Source organism: Erysipelothrix sp. P66 (assembly GCF_038682365.1).
GTDB classification, from domain to species: Bacteria; Bacillota_I; Bacilli_A; order Erysipelotrichales; family Erysipelotrichaceae; genus Erysipelothrix; species Erysipelothrix piscisicarius.
On sequence record NZ_CP152290.1, the window covers coordinates 1 to 16,496 of the forward strand.

Consider the following 16,496-nt stretch of genomic DNA (forward strand, 5'->3'; position numbering starts at 1 on the left):
ATGGAATTGTATTCTAAATTTGATATTATAGAACTTGCAAAGGGGTATTTGAATATGACAACTATGAAATTTTATTTAGAAGATGTGTGGGGAAAAGTAAAGCTTGCGATCAAGGAAAGCAATCATTTCGATGAGCCCATTTATAATACTTACATCGAAGATACAAACCTTGCTGCGTTGGATGAGACAAAAGCGATTATTGTGGTCCCAACCTATCTCCAAAAAGTAATTCTTTCTGAAGAAATTCCTTTTTTAAATGATGTTATTAATCAAATTTTAGATAAAACATCTATGGTGTGTGAGGTTCTGCTTGAAAATGAATTCAAGAAAAATATCGCCGTTCAAGTTCCTGTTCAACCTCAAATTCCAGTCGTTGTTCGCAATGATGGCATTGCCCCAAATCAAACTTTTGATAATTTTGTCGTTGGTCCAAGCAATAAAGAAAGCCATTCTGCAGCATTAGGGTGTGCGTATCGCCCTGGACAATTTTATACGCCCCTATTCATTTATGGAAACTCCGGTCTAGGAAAAACACATCTTTTAAATGCAATTGGAAATTACATCAAAAAATTAAATCCAGATGCACGTGTCCTTTATACGTCTAGTTCAGATTTCGTTAGACAAGTTGCTAATTCAATACAGAATCGCACGATTGAAGACTTTAAAGAACAAATGTATAATCTCGATGTCTTACTTATTGATGATATCCAGTTCCTCGCAGGTAAAGAAAAATCTCATGAGATCTTCTTTCATATCTTTAATGAACTTATTTACAATAAGAAACAAATTGTTATTACAAGTGACCGCCTTCCTACCGAGATAAAAGGTCTAGAAGACCGCTTAATCAGTCGATTTTCTTCAGGTCTTTCGGTCGGTGTTGATTCCCCGGAATTTGAGACCTCACTTGCCATTCTTGAATTGAAAATCAAACATAAAAGTGTTGATCCAGGATTATTTGATGAAGATGTTTTAAGCTACATCGCCTCTAATTTTTCTAAAGATGTCCGTATGCTAGAAGGTGCCTTAAATCGACTGCTCTTTTTCTCGATTGAGTTTTCTCAAAATGACCATATTGACATTAACATCGCAATGAACGCCTTTAAAACAAATGGGGAACCTATTAAAACAAATGAATTGGATACAAAGACCATTAAACGGATTGTTGCAGATTACTATGGGTTAACCCAAGCTCAGCTTGTTTCAAAGGCTCGAACCAAAGCAATTGCAAATGCCCGACACATTGCAATCTACTTATGTCGTAAGCATCTTGATTTGCCTTACAATAAAATTGGTGAGGATTTTGGAAAACGTGATCACTCTACAATTATTAGTGCTTGTGACAAGATTGAAAAGAAACTTAAAACGGACCAAATGCTGGCTCGTGCTGTTTATGAACTTGAAGCCAAAATTAAATAGTTATCAACAGTTATCCACACTTTAATAACACCGTTTTTCGTAAGTATTGTCGCTTGTTTAGAGTGTTTTATACAAGTTATACACTTATCCACAGGCCCTAGTAATACTAATTAATTATTTAATACTAATAAACATATCGCCTTGGAGAATAATTTACTTAAAAGTTCTCGCAGTGATCCATTTATTTTTATAAAAAAGAATATAATAAAAAGTACATAATATGATATAATTAATACAATAGTGTTTATCATTTGGAGGGTTATATGAAGTTCAATATAAAGAAACAATCATTTTATAAAGCATTGTCCTCTGTAGGACGTGCAGCATCTACACATTCACCATTACCAATTCTTTCAGGAATTAAATTTGAATTAAGAGATGATGCTCTAACATTAATTGCAAGTGATTCTAATATTTCAATTAAAGAAGTTCTTTATGCGAATGACGAAAATAAATTGAACGTATATGAAGAAGGGGAAGTTGTTTTAGAATCTCGTTATATTCTTGAAGCAGTTCGAAAACTTGATAGCGATTTTATCGACTTTGAAATCATTGATGGTGCTTTAACACGTATTAGTGGAAATAAAGCAGAATACAACATCAATGGTAGTAAAGCAGAACTTTATCCAACAATTGATTTTACAAAACCAACAAAAGAATTTAAGATGCCAGGCTTTAAACTTTCTGAAGTAATTCAACAAACTGCTTTTGTTTGTTCGACAAGTGAAGATCGTCCAATATTTACTGGAGTAAATTTTAAAGCAGATGGGAATGTTATGAATTGTGTTGCTACGGATAGTTATCGATTAGCCAAAAAATCAATTGAACTTCCTACACCAATGGATTTTAATATATGTATTCCAGCAGTTAACCTTTATGAAGTAGCAAAAACGATTAGTGATAATAAAGATGTGCATATTGCTGTTTCTGATAAACTTGTTCAATTCTATGTCGATTCAACGTTAATTCAATCCCGTTTAATTGATGGATTATTCCCCGATGTTAATCGATTAATTCCTTCGGAATATGGTTTTGAACTCACAGTAAACAGTCACGATATGATCAGTGCAATCGATCGATCCTCTTTCTTAAAGAGTGATGGATATTGGACTGTTAAATTGGAGGCATCCAATGATGGTGTCCTAATTAGTTCTAAGTCACAAGAAATTGGTAGTTCAGAGGAAATTTTAAGACCGATTGATTATATTGGTGGTAACTTAAAAATCTCATTCAGTGGACGTTATATGATTGAAGCCCTTAAATCATTTAAAACAGATATCGTTAAGATTTTATTTGTGGGAGAAATGCAAGCGTTTATTCTTAAAAACCCAGAAGACGATTCAATTGTCCAACTTGTTTTACCTGTAAGAACATTTGATTAACGATTATGTTAAAGAATCAAAGACATTTACAACTTATCCACTATATTGATTTGCATCAATTTGCTAAAGTTGAAGAGCTTGCACAACTTGTGGATGTTTCCGAAATAACCGTTCGTCGAGATATTAATGAGTTGGATGAAAAAGGGTTAGTTCATAAAGTACATGGTGGTGCGACATCCATCACAATTCGTGATTATTCAAATGATGTTGAATTACATACTCGAAATGATGTGAATTCAGAAATCAAAGACCAACTCGCTAAAACAGCTGCAGCGTTGGTTAAGCCGAATAGCGTCGTGTATCTTGATGCAGGAACATCTGTTTCGCGGATGATACCGTATCTTAAAGATAAGCATGTTACTGTGTATACACATGGATTGCATCATGTTGACGCGTTAGTTCAATTTGGTATTGAGTGCTATGTTATCGGTGGATTTGTGAAGCCGACAACTCGTGCAGCAGTGGGTGGATTAAGTACCCAATATCTAAAGCAAATGAATTTTGATCAATCCTTTATCGGATTTAATGCTTTGGATGCAGATTTTGGTTTTTCCACACCGGATGAAATGGAAGCAGTAACAAAATCTACGATTGTTGCGCAATCATCGCAGGTATTCTTTATTGGGGATAGCTCTAAATTTAATAAGCGCTCCAGTGTGAGTTTTGCGTTATCAGATGATGGATTGCTCATTACGGATAAAGATCCAGGCGAAGCATATAAAAATTATGATATTAAAATACAAGGTGAACACTAAGTTCACCTTTTTTTATAACTTGAATATAAATGATATTATATGATAAATAATGTTTGAAACCACTTACATATTGTGTTATTCTATATTTAGGAGGAAATTAATATGATTTATATCGTTACACTTAACCCTTCGATTGATTACCTAATGACACCTAAAACGTTATCACTTGGCGTTACCAATCGTTCTCAAGAAGAACAGATACGTATTGGTGGAAAAGGGATTAATGTTGGTATTGTTTTAAACAATCTGGGACAATCTTCTACATGTATTGGTTTTCTTGGAGGTTTTACAGGGAATCATGTTCGTGAAGAATTGAAAAAATATCCTCTGCTTGTTGATGGGTTTATGGACGCAAACAATCCAACCCGCATAAATATTAAACTCGATTATAAAGGTGAGACTGAAATTAATGGTAGTGGTCATCCGATTGATGACGCTTTAATTGAAGAACTTTCCACATTTATCACGACACTTACTCCGAATGATTTTGTAGTCTTAACAGGAAGTGTTGCATCGGGCATGTCTTACGACTGGTATGTCTCAGTTTGTGAGGCATTGAATAAACAAAATATTCCCTTTGCAGTAGATGTCAGTTCCGATAAACTCATCGATATGATCGCTTATCATCCGCTTCTTATCAAACCGAATCAGGATGAAATTCGTGCTATTCTTGGCATCGAAGAAAACGATTTATCATTAGAACGTTTAATAAGTGAGTCAAAAATACTTATTGAAAGGGGGGCTCGTAATATCATTGTCTCACTTGGATCACAGGGATCTCTATTGATAACTGAAGATGCATGTTATCGAGCTTACGCGCCGGAAGGTGTCTTAGTGGATTCTGTAGGTGCTGGAGATTCTATGGTTGCTGCATTTATTTATGGTTATGTAAATAAATATTCATTACTTGAATCGTATCAGTTAGCGTGTGCTGCGGGAAGTGCAACTGCATTTTCGGACCATCTTGCATCAGCGACATCAATATCTGAATTAAATGAAAAAATAATTATCGAAAGGATCGATTAATAATATGAAAAATATAACTCAAGTTTTAAAACCAAATCTTGTTATTTTCGAATTAAATGCATCATCTAAGGAAGAAGTCCTATCTGAAATGACTCGAAAACTAAGCAAAGAGGGAATTGTTTCAAATGAACTGTCGTTTATCGAAACACTTAAAGAACGCGAAGCCATTAGTACAACGGGTGTTGGAGATGGTATTGCAATCCCTCATGGTCGAAGTTCAGTCGTATCAGAATCTGTTGTCGTCTTTGGTCGAAGTGATAAGGGCATCGATTTTGATTCTATGGATGGTGAGCCAGCCCACTTGTTCTTTATGATTGCAACTCCAGAAAATTCTGGGGATGATCATTTAGCTATTTTATCTACATTATCAGGTTTACTCATGAAATCAGAAGTTCAAGAAGCATTAAAAACTGCTTCAACGTATGATGAACTTGTGGCGGCTTTTGATGTTGATCAAGAAGAAAAAGAGAATAATGATAAGAGTGAATCTTTTGTAGTTGCGGTAACAGCATGTGCAACAGGGATTGCACATACGTATATGGCAGCAGAAAAGCTTCAAGAAACAGCTCAAAACAAAGGAATCGCAATTAAAGTCGAAACAAACGGTTCTTCGGGTGTAGGAAATCGTTTGACACAAAGTGATATTAATAATGCTGATGCAGTTATTGTTGCCGCAGATATTAATGTAGAGATGAATCGCTTTAACGGAAAAAAATTAATCAAAGTTCCGGTTGCTTCCGCAATCAGTCATCCCGATTCTCTTATTGATAAAGCATTAACAGAATCGGAAATCTATACGTCATCATCTTCTGTAACATCGAGTGAGGAAAATGAAGGCAGTAATCTGTATAAACATCTCTTAAATGGTGTATCACACATGCTCCCATTTGTTGTAGGGGGCGGTATTCTAATTGCGATTGCATTTATGCTTGACCAATTGATGGGAGTTCCAACTACAGAATTAGGACAGCTTGGTTCATATAACGCATTTCCAGCGATTTTAAAAGATATTGGTGGGCAAGCATTTGGATTTATGTTGCCTGTACTCGCTGGTTATATTGCTTACAGTATCGCTGATCGTCCAGGACTTGTTGTAGGGTTTGTTACTGGAGGTATTGCTTCGGCAGGTGGAGCAGGATTTTTAGGGGCACTAATTGGTGGTTTCTTAGCGGGTTATGCAATGAACATGATTAAAAAACTCCTTGCAACGCTTCCACAAAGTCTTGATGGTATTAAGACAATCCTCTTGTATCCCGTTTTAGGTGTACTTGTGACCGGTTTATTAATGGTTTTAATTAATATACCGATGAAGTCCGTAAATGAGGCGATGAATGGCTTCTTAAATGGTTTATCAGGTACCAATGCAATACTGTTAGGTGCATTATTAGGTGGTATGATGGCTGTAGACCTTGGTGGGCCAATTAATAAAGCTGCTTATGTGTTTGGAACGGGTACGTTAGCTGCAACTGCCGCAGGGCAAGGTAGCGCTGTTATGGCTGCTGTTATGGCAGCAGGGATGGTTCCACCACTTGCTGTTTTTGTTGCTACACTGTTCTTTAAACACAAATTTAAAGATGAAGAACGTCAAGCTGGTATGACAAACTTAATTTTAGGTGCTTCGTTCATTACTGAGGGAGCGATTCCATTTGCATCCAGTGATCCTCTTCGTGTTATTCCAAGTTTCGTTGTGGGTTCTGCCTTGACAGGAGCCTTGTCATTAGCATTTAATATTACCGTTAACGCACCACATGGAGGTCTCTTTGTGATTCTTCTTGTGAGTCAACCACTCTTATATATTCTATTTATCATTATTGGTTCGATTGTTAGTGGGCTTTTAATGGGTATTTTAAAGCGTAATTAGTTCTTTTTTAACACAATTATCATGAAACCACATTTGGTTTAAAGAATGTGGTTTTTTGTGCGTTATATGAGCCGTAAAAAGATGATTTTAATTCGTTTTTATAGTATAATAATAAGGTAATAAAAAGGATGGTTGCTATGAAAAAAGAGACTCAATATATCACTTTAGGGCAATTTCTAAAAGTGGCGGATTATGTTAATTCAGGTGGAGAAGCGAAACACCTCATTCATACGTTTTCGATTCAAGTAAACGGTGAAGAAGAGAACCGACGCGGTAGAAAGTTGTATCCTGGAGATGTTGTTGTAATTAACGGTAATAAACACGAAATCACAACAGAACATGAAGGTTAAAAATCTTGAATTAAGGCAATTTCGAAATATTTCGAATCTCAATCTATCATTTAACAAAAACATAAATGTTTTTGTAGGGGATAATGGTCAGGGGAAGACGAATATTATCGAGTCGCTTGTCTATCTTTCTTCAGGGCGATCCTTTCGTGTTAATTCGGATGAATATCTCATTCAATACGGTAAGGAATTTTTAAGTGTTATTGCCGATATTGAGGATCAGAATAATACTCAAAACCTTAAGGTAGTACTCAGTACTGCTGGAAAGTATCTTCAAGTAAACCAACAACCATTAAAAAAAATGACCGAGTTTATCGGTCGTTGTAATGTTGTGCTGTTTAATCCTGAGGATATTAACTTTTATTCTAATAGTCCGAGAAAAAGACGAAGAGAAATTGACTTTGAATTGGGGAAAATGTCAAAGCGGTATCTCAATCAATTAAGTTTGTCGAATAAGTTACTATCAGAACGCAATGCGTACTTGAAAAATAAAAATGTTGATCGAGATTATCTAGAAATTTTAACGGAAAAATTAGTGGATGCGTCTATTTTGATTATTGAACTGAGAGCAAAATTTGTTCAAGCGCTCAATCCAATCATTAATCACTATTATCATCTACTCAGTGATTCTGATGATCATATCGTTCTACATTATAAAGCACCGATTACACTCGAAGGGGATTTGAAGGTGCAATTATTATCAAAGATGCAAGATTCATTCCAACGTGACTGTGATTTTAAAGTCACACAGAATGGAATTCACCGCGATGATTTTATTTTTATGATAAATGATATTCCTGTTGTGAATGTATCATCTCAGGGACAAAAGCGAATGCTTATAATTGCTTTTAAACTTGCGATTGTGGAATTGATTTTTCAAAGTCGTAAAACTTATCCAATTTTGTGTTTAGATGATTTGTTTTCTGAATTGGATAATGTCAGACGTGAGCGTGTTCTAAACGTGTTACACGAAGAAATGCAAGTATTTATTACTACTACAGATTTAGATTATATTAAATCCAAACGCGATAAGACGGTCTTTAAAGTTGTTAGTGGTAATGTAGAGGAGGTTATTTAATGTCGAATACAAAAGTAGATCATTCATATACGTCTTCCGATATTCAAGTTCTTGAAGGATTGGAAGCGGTACGTAAACGACCTGGGATGTATATTGGTACAACTTCATCCCGTGGTTTACATCATTTGGTTTGGGAAATTGTAGATAATGGGATTGATGAAGCTTTAGCTGGATTTGCGACAGAAATTGTTGTGAATGTCGATAAAGATAATGTAATTTCTGTATCAGATAATGGTCGTGGGATTCCAATTGGAATTCATGCGAAGACAGGCGTTTCAACAGCTGAGACGATCTTTACAGTACTCCATGCCGGAGGAAAATTCGGTGGTGGTGCGTATAAAGTATCGGGAGGTCTTCACGGTGTTGGGGCTTCTGTTGTTAATGCGTTGTCAGAATGGTTGGAAGTTAAAATTTATTTGGATGGTACAGAATACTATCTTCGTTTTGAAGAAGGTGGAAAAGTAGCAATACCACTTAAAGAAGTTGGTAAAACAGATAAAAAAGGAACAACGGTTCGATTTAAGGCTGATCCTACTATTTTTACGGAAACAACTGAATTCTCACATGATATTTTACGTGATCGTTTACGTCAAATTGCATTTTTAAATAAGGGAATTAAACTTGTTTTCCAAGATGAACGTGAACCTGAAGAAACAAGACATCTGGAATTTATTTACGAAGATGGGCTCCGTGAATATGTTCAGTATATGAATGCGAATAAATCTCCAATACATGAAGAGATTGTTTATTGTGAAGGAGAAGAAGAAGGAATACTCGTTGAAGTATCAATGCAATATAATGATGGTTTTACGCCAAACATTTATTCATTCTGTAATAATATTAATACACATGAAGGTGGAACCCATGAAGATGGGTTTAAACTCGCATTAACACGTGTAATTAATAATTATGCAAAAGATCACAATCTACTTAAAAAGGATGATGATGGATTTTTAGGGGACGATGTTCGTGAAGGACTCACCGCAATTATTTCTGTAAAACATCCTGATCCTCAATATGAAGGACAAACTAAAACTAAACTCGGGAATAGTGAAGTGCGTAAGATTGTTTCTAGTGTCTTTGGTGAGCAATTAGAACGTTTCTTGATGGAACATCCGGATGACGCTAAAATCATCGTAGATAAGGCTGCAATCGCATCGAAAGCGCGTGTTGCTGCTCGTAAGGCGCGTGAGTTAACACGTCGAAAAGGGGCTCTTGAAGTTTCTTCTTTACCTGGAAAACTTGCGGACTGTTCAAATCGTAATCCATCTGAGTGCGAAATTTATATCGTCGAGGGGGATTCTGCGGGTGGTAGTGCTAAACAAGGCCGCGACAGCAAATTCCAAGCGATTCTACCGCTTCGAGGTAAAGTTATTAACGTAGAAAAAGCACGCCTACATAAAATATTTGATAACAATGAAATTCGTATGATGATTACAGCATTTGGTACGGGTGTATCAGATGAAATGGACATCGAAAAATTACGTTACCATAAAATTATTATTATGACTGATGCGGACGTCGATGGTGCACATATTAGAACGTTATTATTAACATTCTTCTACCGATTCTTAAGACCGCTCATTGAAAATGGATTCGTCTATATCGCGCAACCACCACTTTATAAGATTTCTCGTGGAAATAAGATTGCTTATGCCTATGAGGAAGAGGAGTTGGATGAACTAAAGGTCGAATTTGGAGACCGATTTAACGTACAACGATACAAAGGTCTTGGGGAAATGAATCCGGAGCAGTTATGGGATACAACCATGGATCCAGAAACACGTACATTAATACAAGTTACAATTGATGATGCAATGGAAGCCGATGTTATTTTTGAAACCTTAATGGGTGATGAAGTGGCACCGCGTCGTGAATTTATTCAGACGAACGCTGAATATGCTGATTTGGATATTTAGGAGGACACAATGGAAGATAATACACAAAGTTATGACAAAATAAAACAACGTAATATTTCTGAAGAAATGAAAAAATCATTCGTCTCCTATGCCATGTCGGTTATTGTTTCACGTGCGTTGCCAGATGTCCGTGATGGTCTAAAACCCGTTCATCGTCGAATCTTATACGCAATGAATGATCTTGGTATGACGAGTGATAAACCTTATAAAAAGTCAGCACGTATTGTTGGTGAAGTAATTGGTAAGTATCACCCGCATGGGGATACGGCTGTGTATGATTCAATGGTACGTATGGCTCAAGAGTTTTCATACCGCTATATGTTGATTGATGGTCACGGAAACTTTGGATCAATCGATGGCGACGGTGCAGCTGCGATGCGTTATACCGAAGCGCGTATGTCTAAAATTTCGATGGAATTAATTCGTGATATCAATAAAAACACCGTTGATTTCATTGATAACTACGACGGTGAAGAACGCGAACCTGCAGTGCTTCCGTCACGTTTCCCAAACGTTCTCGTTAATGGTGGAACCGGAATTGCGGTTGGTATGGCAACAAACATCCCTCCTCATAATCTTGGCGAAGTTATTGACGCAACGATTGCACTTATCGATAATCCAGATATTACAATTAAAGAATTAATGGATGAATACATTTTCGGACCCGACTTCCCAACAGGTGCGCTCCTATTAGGTCGTAGTGGTATTAAGTCAGCATTTGAAACAGGACGCGGTTCTGTAGTTATGCGGGCTAAAGTGGATATCGAAGAAATGAAAAACGGGAAGCCACGTATTGTTATTTCTGAAATTCCATATCAAGTAAATAAAGCCACATTAGTTGAAAAAATTGCTACTCTTGTTCGTGATAAAGAAATTGACGGAATTACCGATTTAAGAGATGAATCAAACCGTGAAGGAATTCGTATTGTTGTTGAATTACGAAGAGAAGTTCAAGCAGAGGTTGTCTTAAATCAACTTTATCGTCTTACTGCCCTCCAATCATCTTTTGGGGTAAATATGCTTGCGTTGGTGAATGGCCGTCCCGAGCTCTTAAATCTATTACAGGTATTAAGTCATTATCGCGACCATCAAATTGAAATCGTTACACGTAGAACACAATTTGAATTGAAGAAAGCCGAAGATCGGGCACATATTCTTCAAGGGTTGATGATTGCACTTGATCATATCGATGAAGTAATCTCAATTATTCGATCATCTAAAGACGATCCGGAGGCGATTACCCGACTTAATGAAGCATTTGACTTAACAGAGATCCAGTCTAAAGCGGTATTAGATATGCAATTACGTCGTTTAACTGGGTTACAACGTGATAAAGTCGAGAGCGAATTTAATGAATTAACAATTCTAATTATTGATTTAAAAGACATTTTAGCGAACCATGATCGCTTACTTACCATTATTAAAGACGAATTGACCGAAATTAAAACAAAATTCGGTGATGATCGCCGTTCAGAAATCGTAGAAGCGGATATTGACATGTTGGATGAAGATTTAATTCCGGTGGAAGATATTGTTGTTACGATGACTATGAATGGTTATATCAAGCGAACAACAGTTGATTCATTCAACACACAAAACCGTGGTGGGAAAGGTGTACGTGGTATTAGTACTTATGATGAAGATACAGTGGATCAATTCATTGCAATGTCGACGCATGACTATCTACTACTCTTTACAAACCTTGGTAAAGTGTACCGTATTCGTGGATTTAATGTACCGTCTTCAAGCCGAACATCAAAGGGGATACCTGTTGTAAACTTATTGAATCTTGCAGAAGGCGAAACCGTTAAAACGCTCGTGAAAGTTGCCAAAGATGATGAATCGAGATATGCATTCTTCGTTACAAAGCAAGGTATAGTGAAACGAGTTGAAGTTCAAGAATTTGAATCGATCCGTCAAAACGGTAAAATTGCAATTACGTTACGAGAAGATGATGAACTCGTAGGTGTTCGTATGACTAACGGGGACAACGAAATCATTATCGGAGGAAGCAACGGTAAAGCTGTTCGATTCGATGAGAATGAGGTTCGTTCAATGGGACGTACAGCGTCAGGTGTTATTGGATTCAATGTTGATGAAGGTGAAGTTGTAGGGATTGCGACGGATCGTGAAGGTCAATATATTTTAGCGGTAACTGAAAAGGGATACGGTAAACGTACAGACATTTCGGAATACCGCCGTACGAAACGTGGTGCTAAAGGTGTTAAAACAGTAAATATTACTGAGAAAAACGGCGAACTTGTTTCATTACGTGCAGTTAACGGTGATGAAGAAGCATTAATTATATCAAACGAGGGTACTGTTATTCGAACAGAGATTAGCAATATCGGAATCTATGGCCGTTCAACAATTGGTGTAAGATTGATTAACGTTGGTGAATCGGATTCTGTTTCTCAAGTAGCAATTCTACAACCGACAGTTGATGAGGAACCCGAAGACGATCAAACGAACGAACCGGAAGTACAAATTGAAAACAAAGAAATAGAAATAACCGAATAAGCAAAGCAAGGATAAAATCCTTGCTTTTTTTCTTTCGATTCTATTTGACTTAAAATATGATAATCGCTATAATTTACTTAAACTCGTTGAAAGGGAATAATATAACTGTTTTATTTAAGAGAGATGATGTTTGGTGAAAATCATTATAAAACGCTATAGTTCCACCCTGGAGAGATTAATTTCGGAAGACAACCGTTATCTGTTAAAGGTATGTTCCACGTGGAACATATGAAAAAGGGTGGCACCACGTACATACGTCCCTTAAGAGGTGTTTTTTTTATTTTCAAAAGGAGAAAAATATGTTAGATATTAATCTATTTAGAACGAATCCTGAGCTTATTAAGGACAACCTTAAGAAGAAATTCCAAGATCATAAGGAAGATATGGTAGATAAAATCATTGCTTTGGATATCGAATACCGCGGTATTAAAACACGTGCGGATGAATTAAGAGGGCAACGTAATGCTTTAAGTAAGCAAATCGGCCAACTTATGGGACAAAAGAAGATTGAAGAAGCAAATGCTGTAAAGGAACAGGTACAGGCCTTCGCCCTTGAACTAAAAGAAATCGAAGAGAGAGAAGAACCTCTATTTGAAAAAATTAAAGGTTTGATGATGGAAATCCCTAATATTATTGCGGATGATGTTCCTATCGGAAAAGATGATAGCGAAAATGTAGAACGTTATACTGTAGGTGAAATTATCGATAAAGGCTTCGATGTTCCTTACCATACGGATATTATGGAGTCATTTGGTGGAATTGATCTTGATGCCGCACGTAAGGTTGCTGGAGCAGGATTCTACTATTTACAAAAAGACATTGCGAGACTTCATTCAGCGGTGACAACTTATGCCCGTGATTTCATGATTGATCGTGGATATGACTATGTAATCCCTCCATTTATGATTCATCGTGACGTTGTTAGTGGTGTTATGAGTTTTGAAGAGATGGAAAACATGATGTATAAAATTGAAGGTGAAGACCTTTATCTTATCGGTACGAGTGAACACTCAATGATAGGTAAGTATATCGATACAATTATTGATGGAGAAACGCTACCACACAAACTTACCAGCTACTCACCATGTTTCCGAAAAGAAGTGGGCGCGCACGGTATTGAAGAACGCGGTGTATACCGTATACACCAATTTGAGAAACAAGAAATGGTAGTCGTTTGTCATCCAAATGATAGTGCAGCACTCTTTGAAGAACTTTATCATAATTCAGTAGATTTCTTTAGAACCCTTGATATTCCAGTACGTGTACTCGAATGTTGTTCCGGAGACCTTGCCGATTTAAAAAACAAGAGTGTTGATGTAGAAGCATGGAGTCCTAGACAGAAAAAATATTTTGAAGTTGGAAGTTGCTCAAATTTAACAGATGCACAAGCGCGTCGATTAAAAATACGTATTGACACACCAGAAGGACGTGTTTACGCACATACCTTAAACAATACGGTAGTAGCACCACCACGAATGCTTATCGCCTTTTTAGAAAACAATCTTCAAGCAGACGGAAGCGTACTTATACCAGAAGCATTACAACCCTATATGGGATTTAAGAAAAAAATAGAGCCGAATCAATAGGCTCTATTTTTTTATTTAGTGATTAATTTTTGAATTTGATTCATTACCGCATTATTGTTATTTGAATCAATTACCTCAGTAACGATTTGCTTCACATCTTCGTGTGCGTTAGAAACGGCATACGAGCGTCCAGCGAGCTTTAACATCTGGATGTCGTTGTGATAGTCACCAAACGTAACAATGTCCGCAGCATCGATATTAAGCGTTTGTAGAAGGTGCTGGATTCCTTGTCCTTTATTAACATCAGAGTGCATAACATCGATCCACACCGCGCCAGCTGTAACGGCATTAAAGGTTCCGTTTAGAGCTGATTGTACGATCTCTTGGAAATTAGAAACGGTGTGATGAAGACTGCATGCAGTTATTTTAACGAAATTAAGATCAACGTCTGTTAAGTCATCAACGATAACAAAACCAGGATAATACTCTTCAAGATATTGTTCGTGGACTGGATCACCAAGTTCGACATAGGCGCAATCAATACCGGAAGCGATAATCGATGTTTCTTTGCATTGTCTAAAAACCTCGGTAACGGTCTTAATATCGCGTTTTGAAAAGACAGATTGATAAAGTATCTTACCCTGATGTTCAACGATCGCACCATTATCAGAAACAAACGAAAGATCATCGATATAATCATGGGCCTTCTTCTTAATGCTAAAGAGGGTGCGACCACTTGCAAGTACCATATGGATGTTGTTGTTCTTGAGCTCCGCAAGCACCTCTTCAAAATTACAAGGAAGATTTGAATCATCATCTAAAAGCGTGTGATCCATATCAGTTGCTATTAATTTAATCATAAGAAACCTCCATTGAAATTATACCATAATGTTTCACGTGGAACATTTAAATTAGTCGTTTAAGAGGTTGCTTTTTAAGACAGTTTTGGTATAATAACTATGCTACAACAACATAATCTAGTTAACCAGGTCAGGGCAGGAATGCAGCAGCCTTACATTAGCTCTTATGTGTGTTGTGGCTCTTTTTGTATATAAGGGGGCGTTACTATCGAACATAACAAATATATGGATGCGGCATATCAAGAAGCACTTCAAGCTTATGATAAAGAAGAAGTTCCTGTTGGTGCTGTCGTTGTCTACAACAATCAAATCATTGGACGAGGTCATAATGTTCGAGAAACGCAACACCAACCTTCTGGACATGCGGAAATTATTGCGATGGATCAGGCAGGAGAAACACTTGGTTCTTGGAATTTAGAAGGTTGCACTTTATATGTAACACTGGAACCCTGTGCAATGTGTACAGGAGCCATTATGCAATCAAGGGTAAGTACCGTTGTTTACGGATCAAAAGAACCTAAAAGTGGTTGTTTAGGGTCGGTAATCGATTTTACGAAGATAGAGGGCTATAACCACTATCCAGAAGTGATTGCGGGAATACAAGGAGATAAAACCAAACAACTGATGTTGGATTTCTTTAAACAGCAACGAAATAAACAAGTGAAAATTAAAAAGGTAGATGAATCTATGTTTGAAAGCTATCTTGATGTCCGTAAAAAAGTATTTGTAGATGAGCAAAATATTGACCCTTCAGAAGAATATGATGAACTTGACATCCTTGACCATCAACAAGTTAGTCATGTAGTTGCAATGCAACAGAATCACGTTATCGGTACAATGCGATTATATTGCTCTGATGGAACAATGAAAATTGGAAGACTCGCAGTTCTAAAACCATATCGTAATAAAAAAATTGCTTCCAAACTAGTTCGCTATGCAATTATCCAAGCAGAAAACAATGGGATTGATAAAATTGAATTGAACGCACAACTGAGTGCAATGAACGTATATAAGAGACAAGGATTTGAAATAACTGGGGAAATATTTGAAGAAGTAGGTATTTCCCATATTAAAATGATTAAACATATAAAAACACCGATTCAATAAGGGGAACTAGGGAACTGACCTAGTTCAGTTCCAGGAAACGGTGTTTTTATATGTTTAACGAGTTGGTTCAGAGCTTTCAAGCTCTGCTTTGATTATTGTACGGTTAACGCTGTAATCGTTCGCTTCGGTACAAGTCACAAGTGTAAGTGTTGCACCACGTGATTCATCGTCATTCAGTACAGAAGTATCCGTATAAGGTACTTCAAAGTTGTCATAGACTTTATAGATATAAGTTGTATTATCTTCTTTTCGATGCAATTTAATTGTATCGCCTTTTTCGATTTTTTCGAAATCACGGAAGACACAGCTTGCACAACGTCCATTATGTCCTGCTATCGAGAAGTTTCCTTCTCCAGGCGGATCAATTGAACGATTCCAAGCTACAACATAACGGTTGAGATAACCCCAGTCGTCTGATTTCACAATCAAATGGTTGATATCAAGTTTTTCAATCTCGATCGAGCCCCATTTATCCGTCTCTTGTTTTGAAGGACCATCAGAATCATCTTGAGGTAGGGGAGCATTTAGAAAGTCTTGTAATTCTCGTTTGAGCGCTTCGCGTTCAAGGTAAGAAGAACCGACATCGTAAATGATTATTCCTAATCCAGCGAGGATCATCATGATTCCTAAAAAACCAAATAAATTAAATTTTTTCTTTTTCTTAGTATTGTTTTCCATAGTCATCCACCTTAAATACAT

Annotated in this window: 13 protein-coding genes, 1 other RNA gene and 1 other annotated feature; of the genes, 12 read left to right on the plus strand and 2 right to left on the minus strand. The window is 36.8% G+C overall.

The annotated features are described in order from the left end of the window. Nucleotides 1-54: 54 nt before the first annotated feature. The 10 genes from dnaA to serS all read left to right on the plus strand — a co-directional run bounded on the left by dnaA (nucleotide 55) and on the right by serS (nucleotide 13,890). Nucleotides 55-1,416 (plus strand): chromosomal replication initiator protein DnaA, encoded by a 1,362-nt coding sequence (gene dnaA, locus AAG186_RS00005; protein ID WP_161636888.1) that lies wholly within the window; start codon nucleotides 55-57, stop codon nucleotides 1,414-1,416. A gap of 263 nt (nucleotides 1,417-1,679) precedes the next feature. Further along, the gene (gene dnaN, locus AAG186_RS00010; RefSeq protein WP_161636889.1) at nucleotides 1,680-2,798 is read left to right on the plus strand and encodes a DNA polymerase III subunit beta; all 1,119 of its coding nucleotides are present in this window, start codon (nucleotides 1,680-1,682) and stop codon (nucleotides 2,796-2,798) included. A 5-nt stretch (nucleotides 2,799-2,803) separates the two neighbouring features. Then, complete coding sequence (locus tag AAG186_RS00015; protein WP_161636890.1) at nucleotides 2,804-3,553, plus strand: DeoR/GlpR family DNA-binding transcription regulator; 750 nt, start codon at nucleotides 2,804-2,806, stop codon at nucleotides 3,551-3,553. A gap of 102 nt (nucleotides 3,554-3,655) precedes the next feature. After that, the gene (locus AAG186_RS00020) at nucleotides 3,656-4,579 is read left to right on the plus strand and encodes a 1-phosphofructokinase family hexose kinase (RefSeq protein WP_161636891.1); all 924 of its coding nucleotides are present in this window, start codon (nucleotides 3,656-3,658) and stop codon (nucleotides 4,577-4,579) included. A 4-nt stretch (nucleotides 4,580-4,583) separates the two neighbouring features. Beyond that, nucleotides 4,584-6,440, plus strand: a complete 1,857-nt coding sequence (locus tag AAG186_RS00025) for a fructose-specific PTS transporter subunit EIIC (protein ID WP_342621677.1) — start codon at nucleotides 4,584-4,586, stop codon at nucleotides 6,438-6,440. A 128-nt stretch (nucleotides 6,441-6,568) separates the two neighbouring features. After that, nucleotides 6,569-6,790: an RNA-binding S4 domain-containing protein gene (locus tag AAG186_RS00030; RefSeq protein WP_342621679.1), complete on the plus strand. Its 222-nt coding sequence runs from the start codon at nucleotides 6,569-6,571 to the stop codon at nucleotides 6,788-6,790. Then, nucleotides 6,780-7,865 carry a DNA replication/repair protein RecF gene (recF, locus tag AAG186_RS00035; protein WP_342621681.1) on the plus strand — a complete coding sequence of 362 codons (1,086 nt, stop codon included), beginning with the start codon at nucleotides 6,780-6,782 and terminating at the stop codon, nucleotides 7,863-7,865. Before AAG186_RS00030 ends, recF begins: the two co-directional genes overlap by 11 nt. Continuing rightward, nucleotides 7,865-9,784, plus strand: a complete 1,920-nt coding sequence (gene gyrB, locus AAG186_RS00040; protein ID WP_161636894.1) for a DNA topoisomerase (ATP-hydrolyzing) subunit B — start codon at nucleotides 7,865-7,867, stop codon at nucleotides 9,782-9,784. Before recF ends, gyrB begins: the two co-directional genes overlap by 1 nt. Before the next feature lie 9 nt (nucleotides 9,785-9,793). Then, a complete protein-coding gene (gene gyrA, locus AAG186_RS00045; protein ID WP_200548984.1) occupies nucleotides 9,794-12,304 on the plus strand; it encodes a DNA gyrase subunit A in 2,511 nt (836 codons plus the stop codon). Between the two features lie 77 nt (nucleotides 12,305-12,381). Then, nucleotides 12,382-12,569: a binding site (T-box leader), on the plus strand. Between the two features lie 34 nt (nucleotides 12,570-12,603). After that, complete coding sequence (gene serS / locus AAG186_RS00050; protein WP_342621683.1) at nucleotides 12,604-13,890, plus strand: serine--tRNA ligase; 1,287 nt, start codon at nucleotides 12,604-12,606, stop codon at nucleotides 13,888-13,890. Between the two features lie 11 nt (nucleotides 13,891-13,901). Here the strand turns inward: serS and AAG186_RS00055 are convergent, their stop codons facing one another. After that, a complete protein-coding gene (locus AAG186_RS00055) occupies nucleotides 13,902-14,690 on the minus strand; it encodes an HAD family hydrolase (RefSeq protein WP_342621685.1) in 789 nt (262 codons plus the stop codon). 98 nt (nucleotides 14,691-14,788) lie between these two features. On the opposite strand from AAG186_RS00055, the gene ffs reads away from it, so the two are divergent. Beyond that, nucleotides 14,789-14,876, plus strand: an RNA gene (gene ffs, locus AAG186_RS00060) — signal recognition particle sRNA small type. Nucleotides 14,877-14,897: 21 nt separating this feature from the next. Further along, nucleotides 14,898-15,797, plus strand: coding sequence for a tRNA adenosine(34) deaminase TadA (tadA, locus tag AAG186_RS00065; RefSeq protein ID WP_342622098.1), 900 nt, complete (start codon nucleotides 14,898-14,900; stop codon nucleotides 15,795-15,797). Nucleotides 15,798-15,851: 54 nt separating this feature from the next. Here tadA and AAG186_RS00070 read toward each other — a convergent pair whose 3' ends face one another. Further along, on the minus strand, nucleotides 15,852-16,475 hold the full coding sequence (locus tag AAG186_RS00070) for a sortase (protein WP_003774146.1): 624 nt from the start codon (nucleotides 16,473-16,475) through the stop codon (nucleotides 15,852-15,854). Nucleotides 16,476-16,496: the final 21 nt, after the last annotated feature.

What these genes read in the sequence shown, in the direction of transcription:
- dnaA (WP_161636888.1), top strand. Translation starts at nt 55, where the DNA reads ATGACAACTATGAAATTTTATTTAGAAGATGTGTGGGGAAAAGTAAAG.
- dnaN (WP_161636889.1), top strand. Translation starts at nt 1,680, where the DNA reads ATGAAGTTCAATATAAAGAAACAATCATTTTATAAAGCATTGTCCTCT.
- AAG186_RS00015 (WP_161636890.1), top strand. Translation starts at nt 2,804, where the DNA reads ATGTTAAAGAATCAAAGACATTTACAACTTATCCACTATATTGATTTG.
- AAG186_RS00020 (WP_161636891.1), top strand. Translation starts at nt 3,656, where the DNA reads ATGATTTATATCGTTACACTTAACCCTTCGATTGATTACCTAATGACA.
- AAG186_RS00025 (WP_342621677.1), top strand. Translation starts at nt 4,584, where the DNA reads ATGAAAAATATAACTCAAGTTTTAAAACCAAATCTTGTTATTTTCGAA.
- AAG186_RS00030 (WP_342621679.1), top strand. Translation starts at nt 6,569, where the DNA reads ATGGTTGCTATGAAAAAAGAGACTCAATATATCACTTTAGGGCAATTT.
- recF (WP_342621681.1), top strand. Translation starts at nt 6,780, where the DNA reads ATGAAGGTTAAAAATCTTGAATTAAGGCAATTTCGAAATATTTCGAAT.
- gyrB (WP_161636894.1), top strand. Translation starts at nt 7,865, where the DNA reads ATGTCGAATACAAAAGTAGATCATTCATATACGTCTTCCGATATTCAA.
- gyrA (WP_200548984.1), top strand. Translation starts at nt 9,794, where the DNA reads ATGGAAGATAATACACAAAGTTATGACAAAATAAAACAACGTAATATT.
- serS (WP_342621683.1), top strand. Translation starts at nt 12,604, where the DNA reads ATGTTAGATATTAATCTATTTAGAACGAATCCTGAGCTTATTAAGGAC.
- AAG186_RS00055 (WP_342621685.1), bottom strand. Translation starts at nt 14,690, where the DNA reads ATGATTAAATTAATAGCAACTGATATGGATCACACGCTTTTAGATGAT.
- AAG186_RS00070 (WP_003774146.1), bottom strand. Translation starts at nt 16,475, where the DNA reads ATGGAAAACAATACTAAGAAAAAGAAAAAATTTAATTTATTTGGTTTT.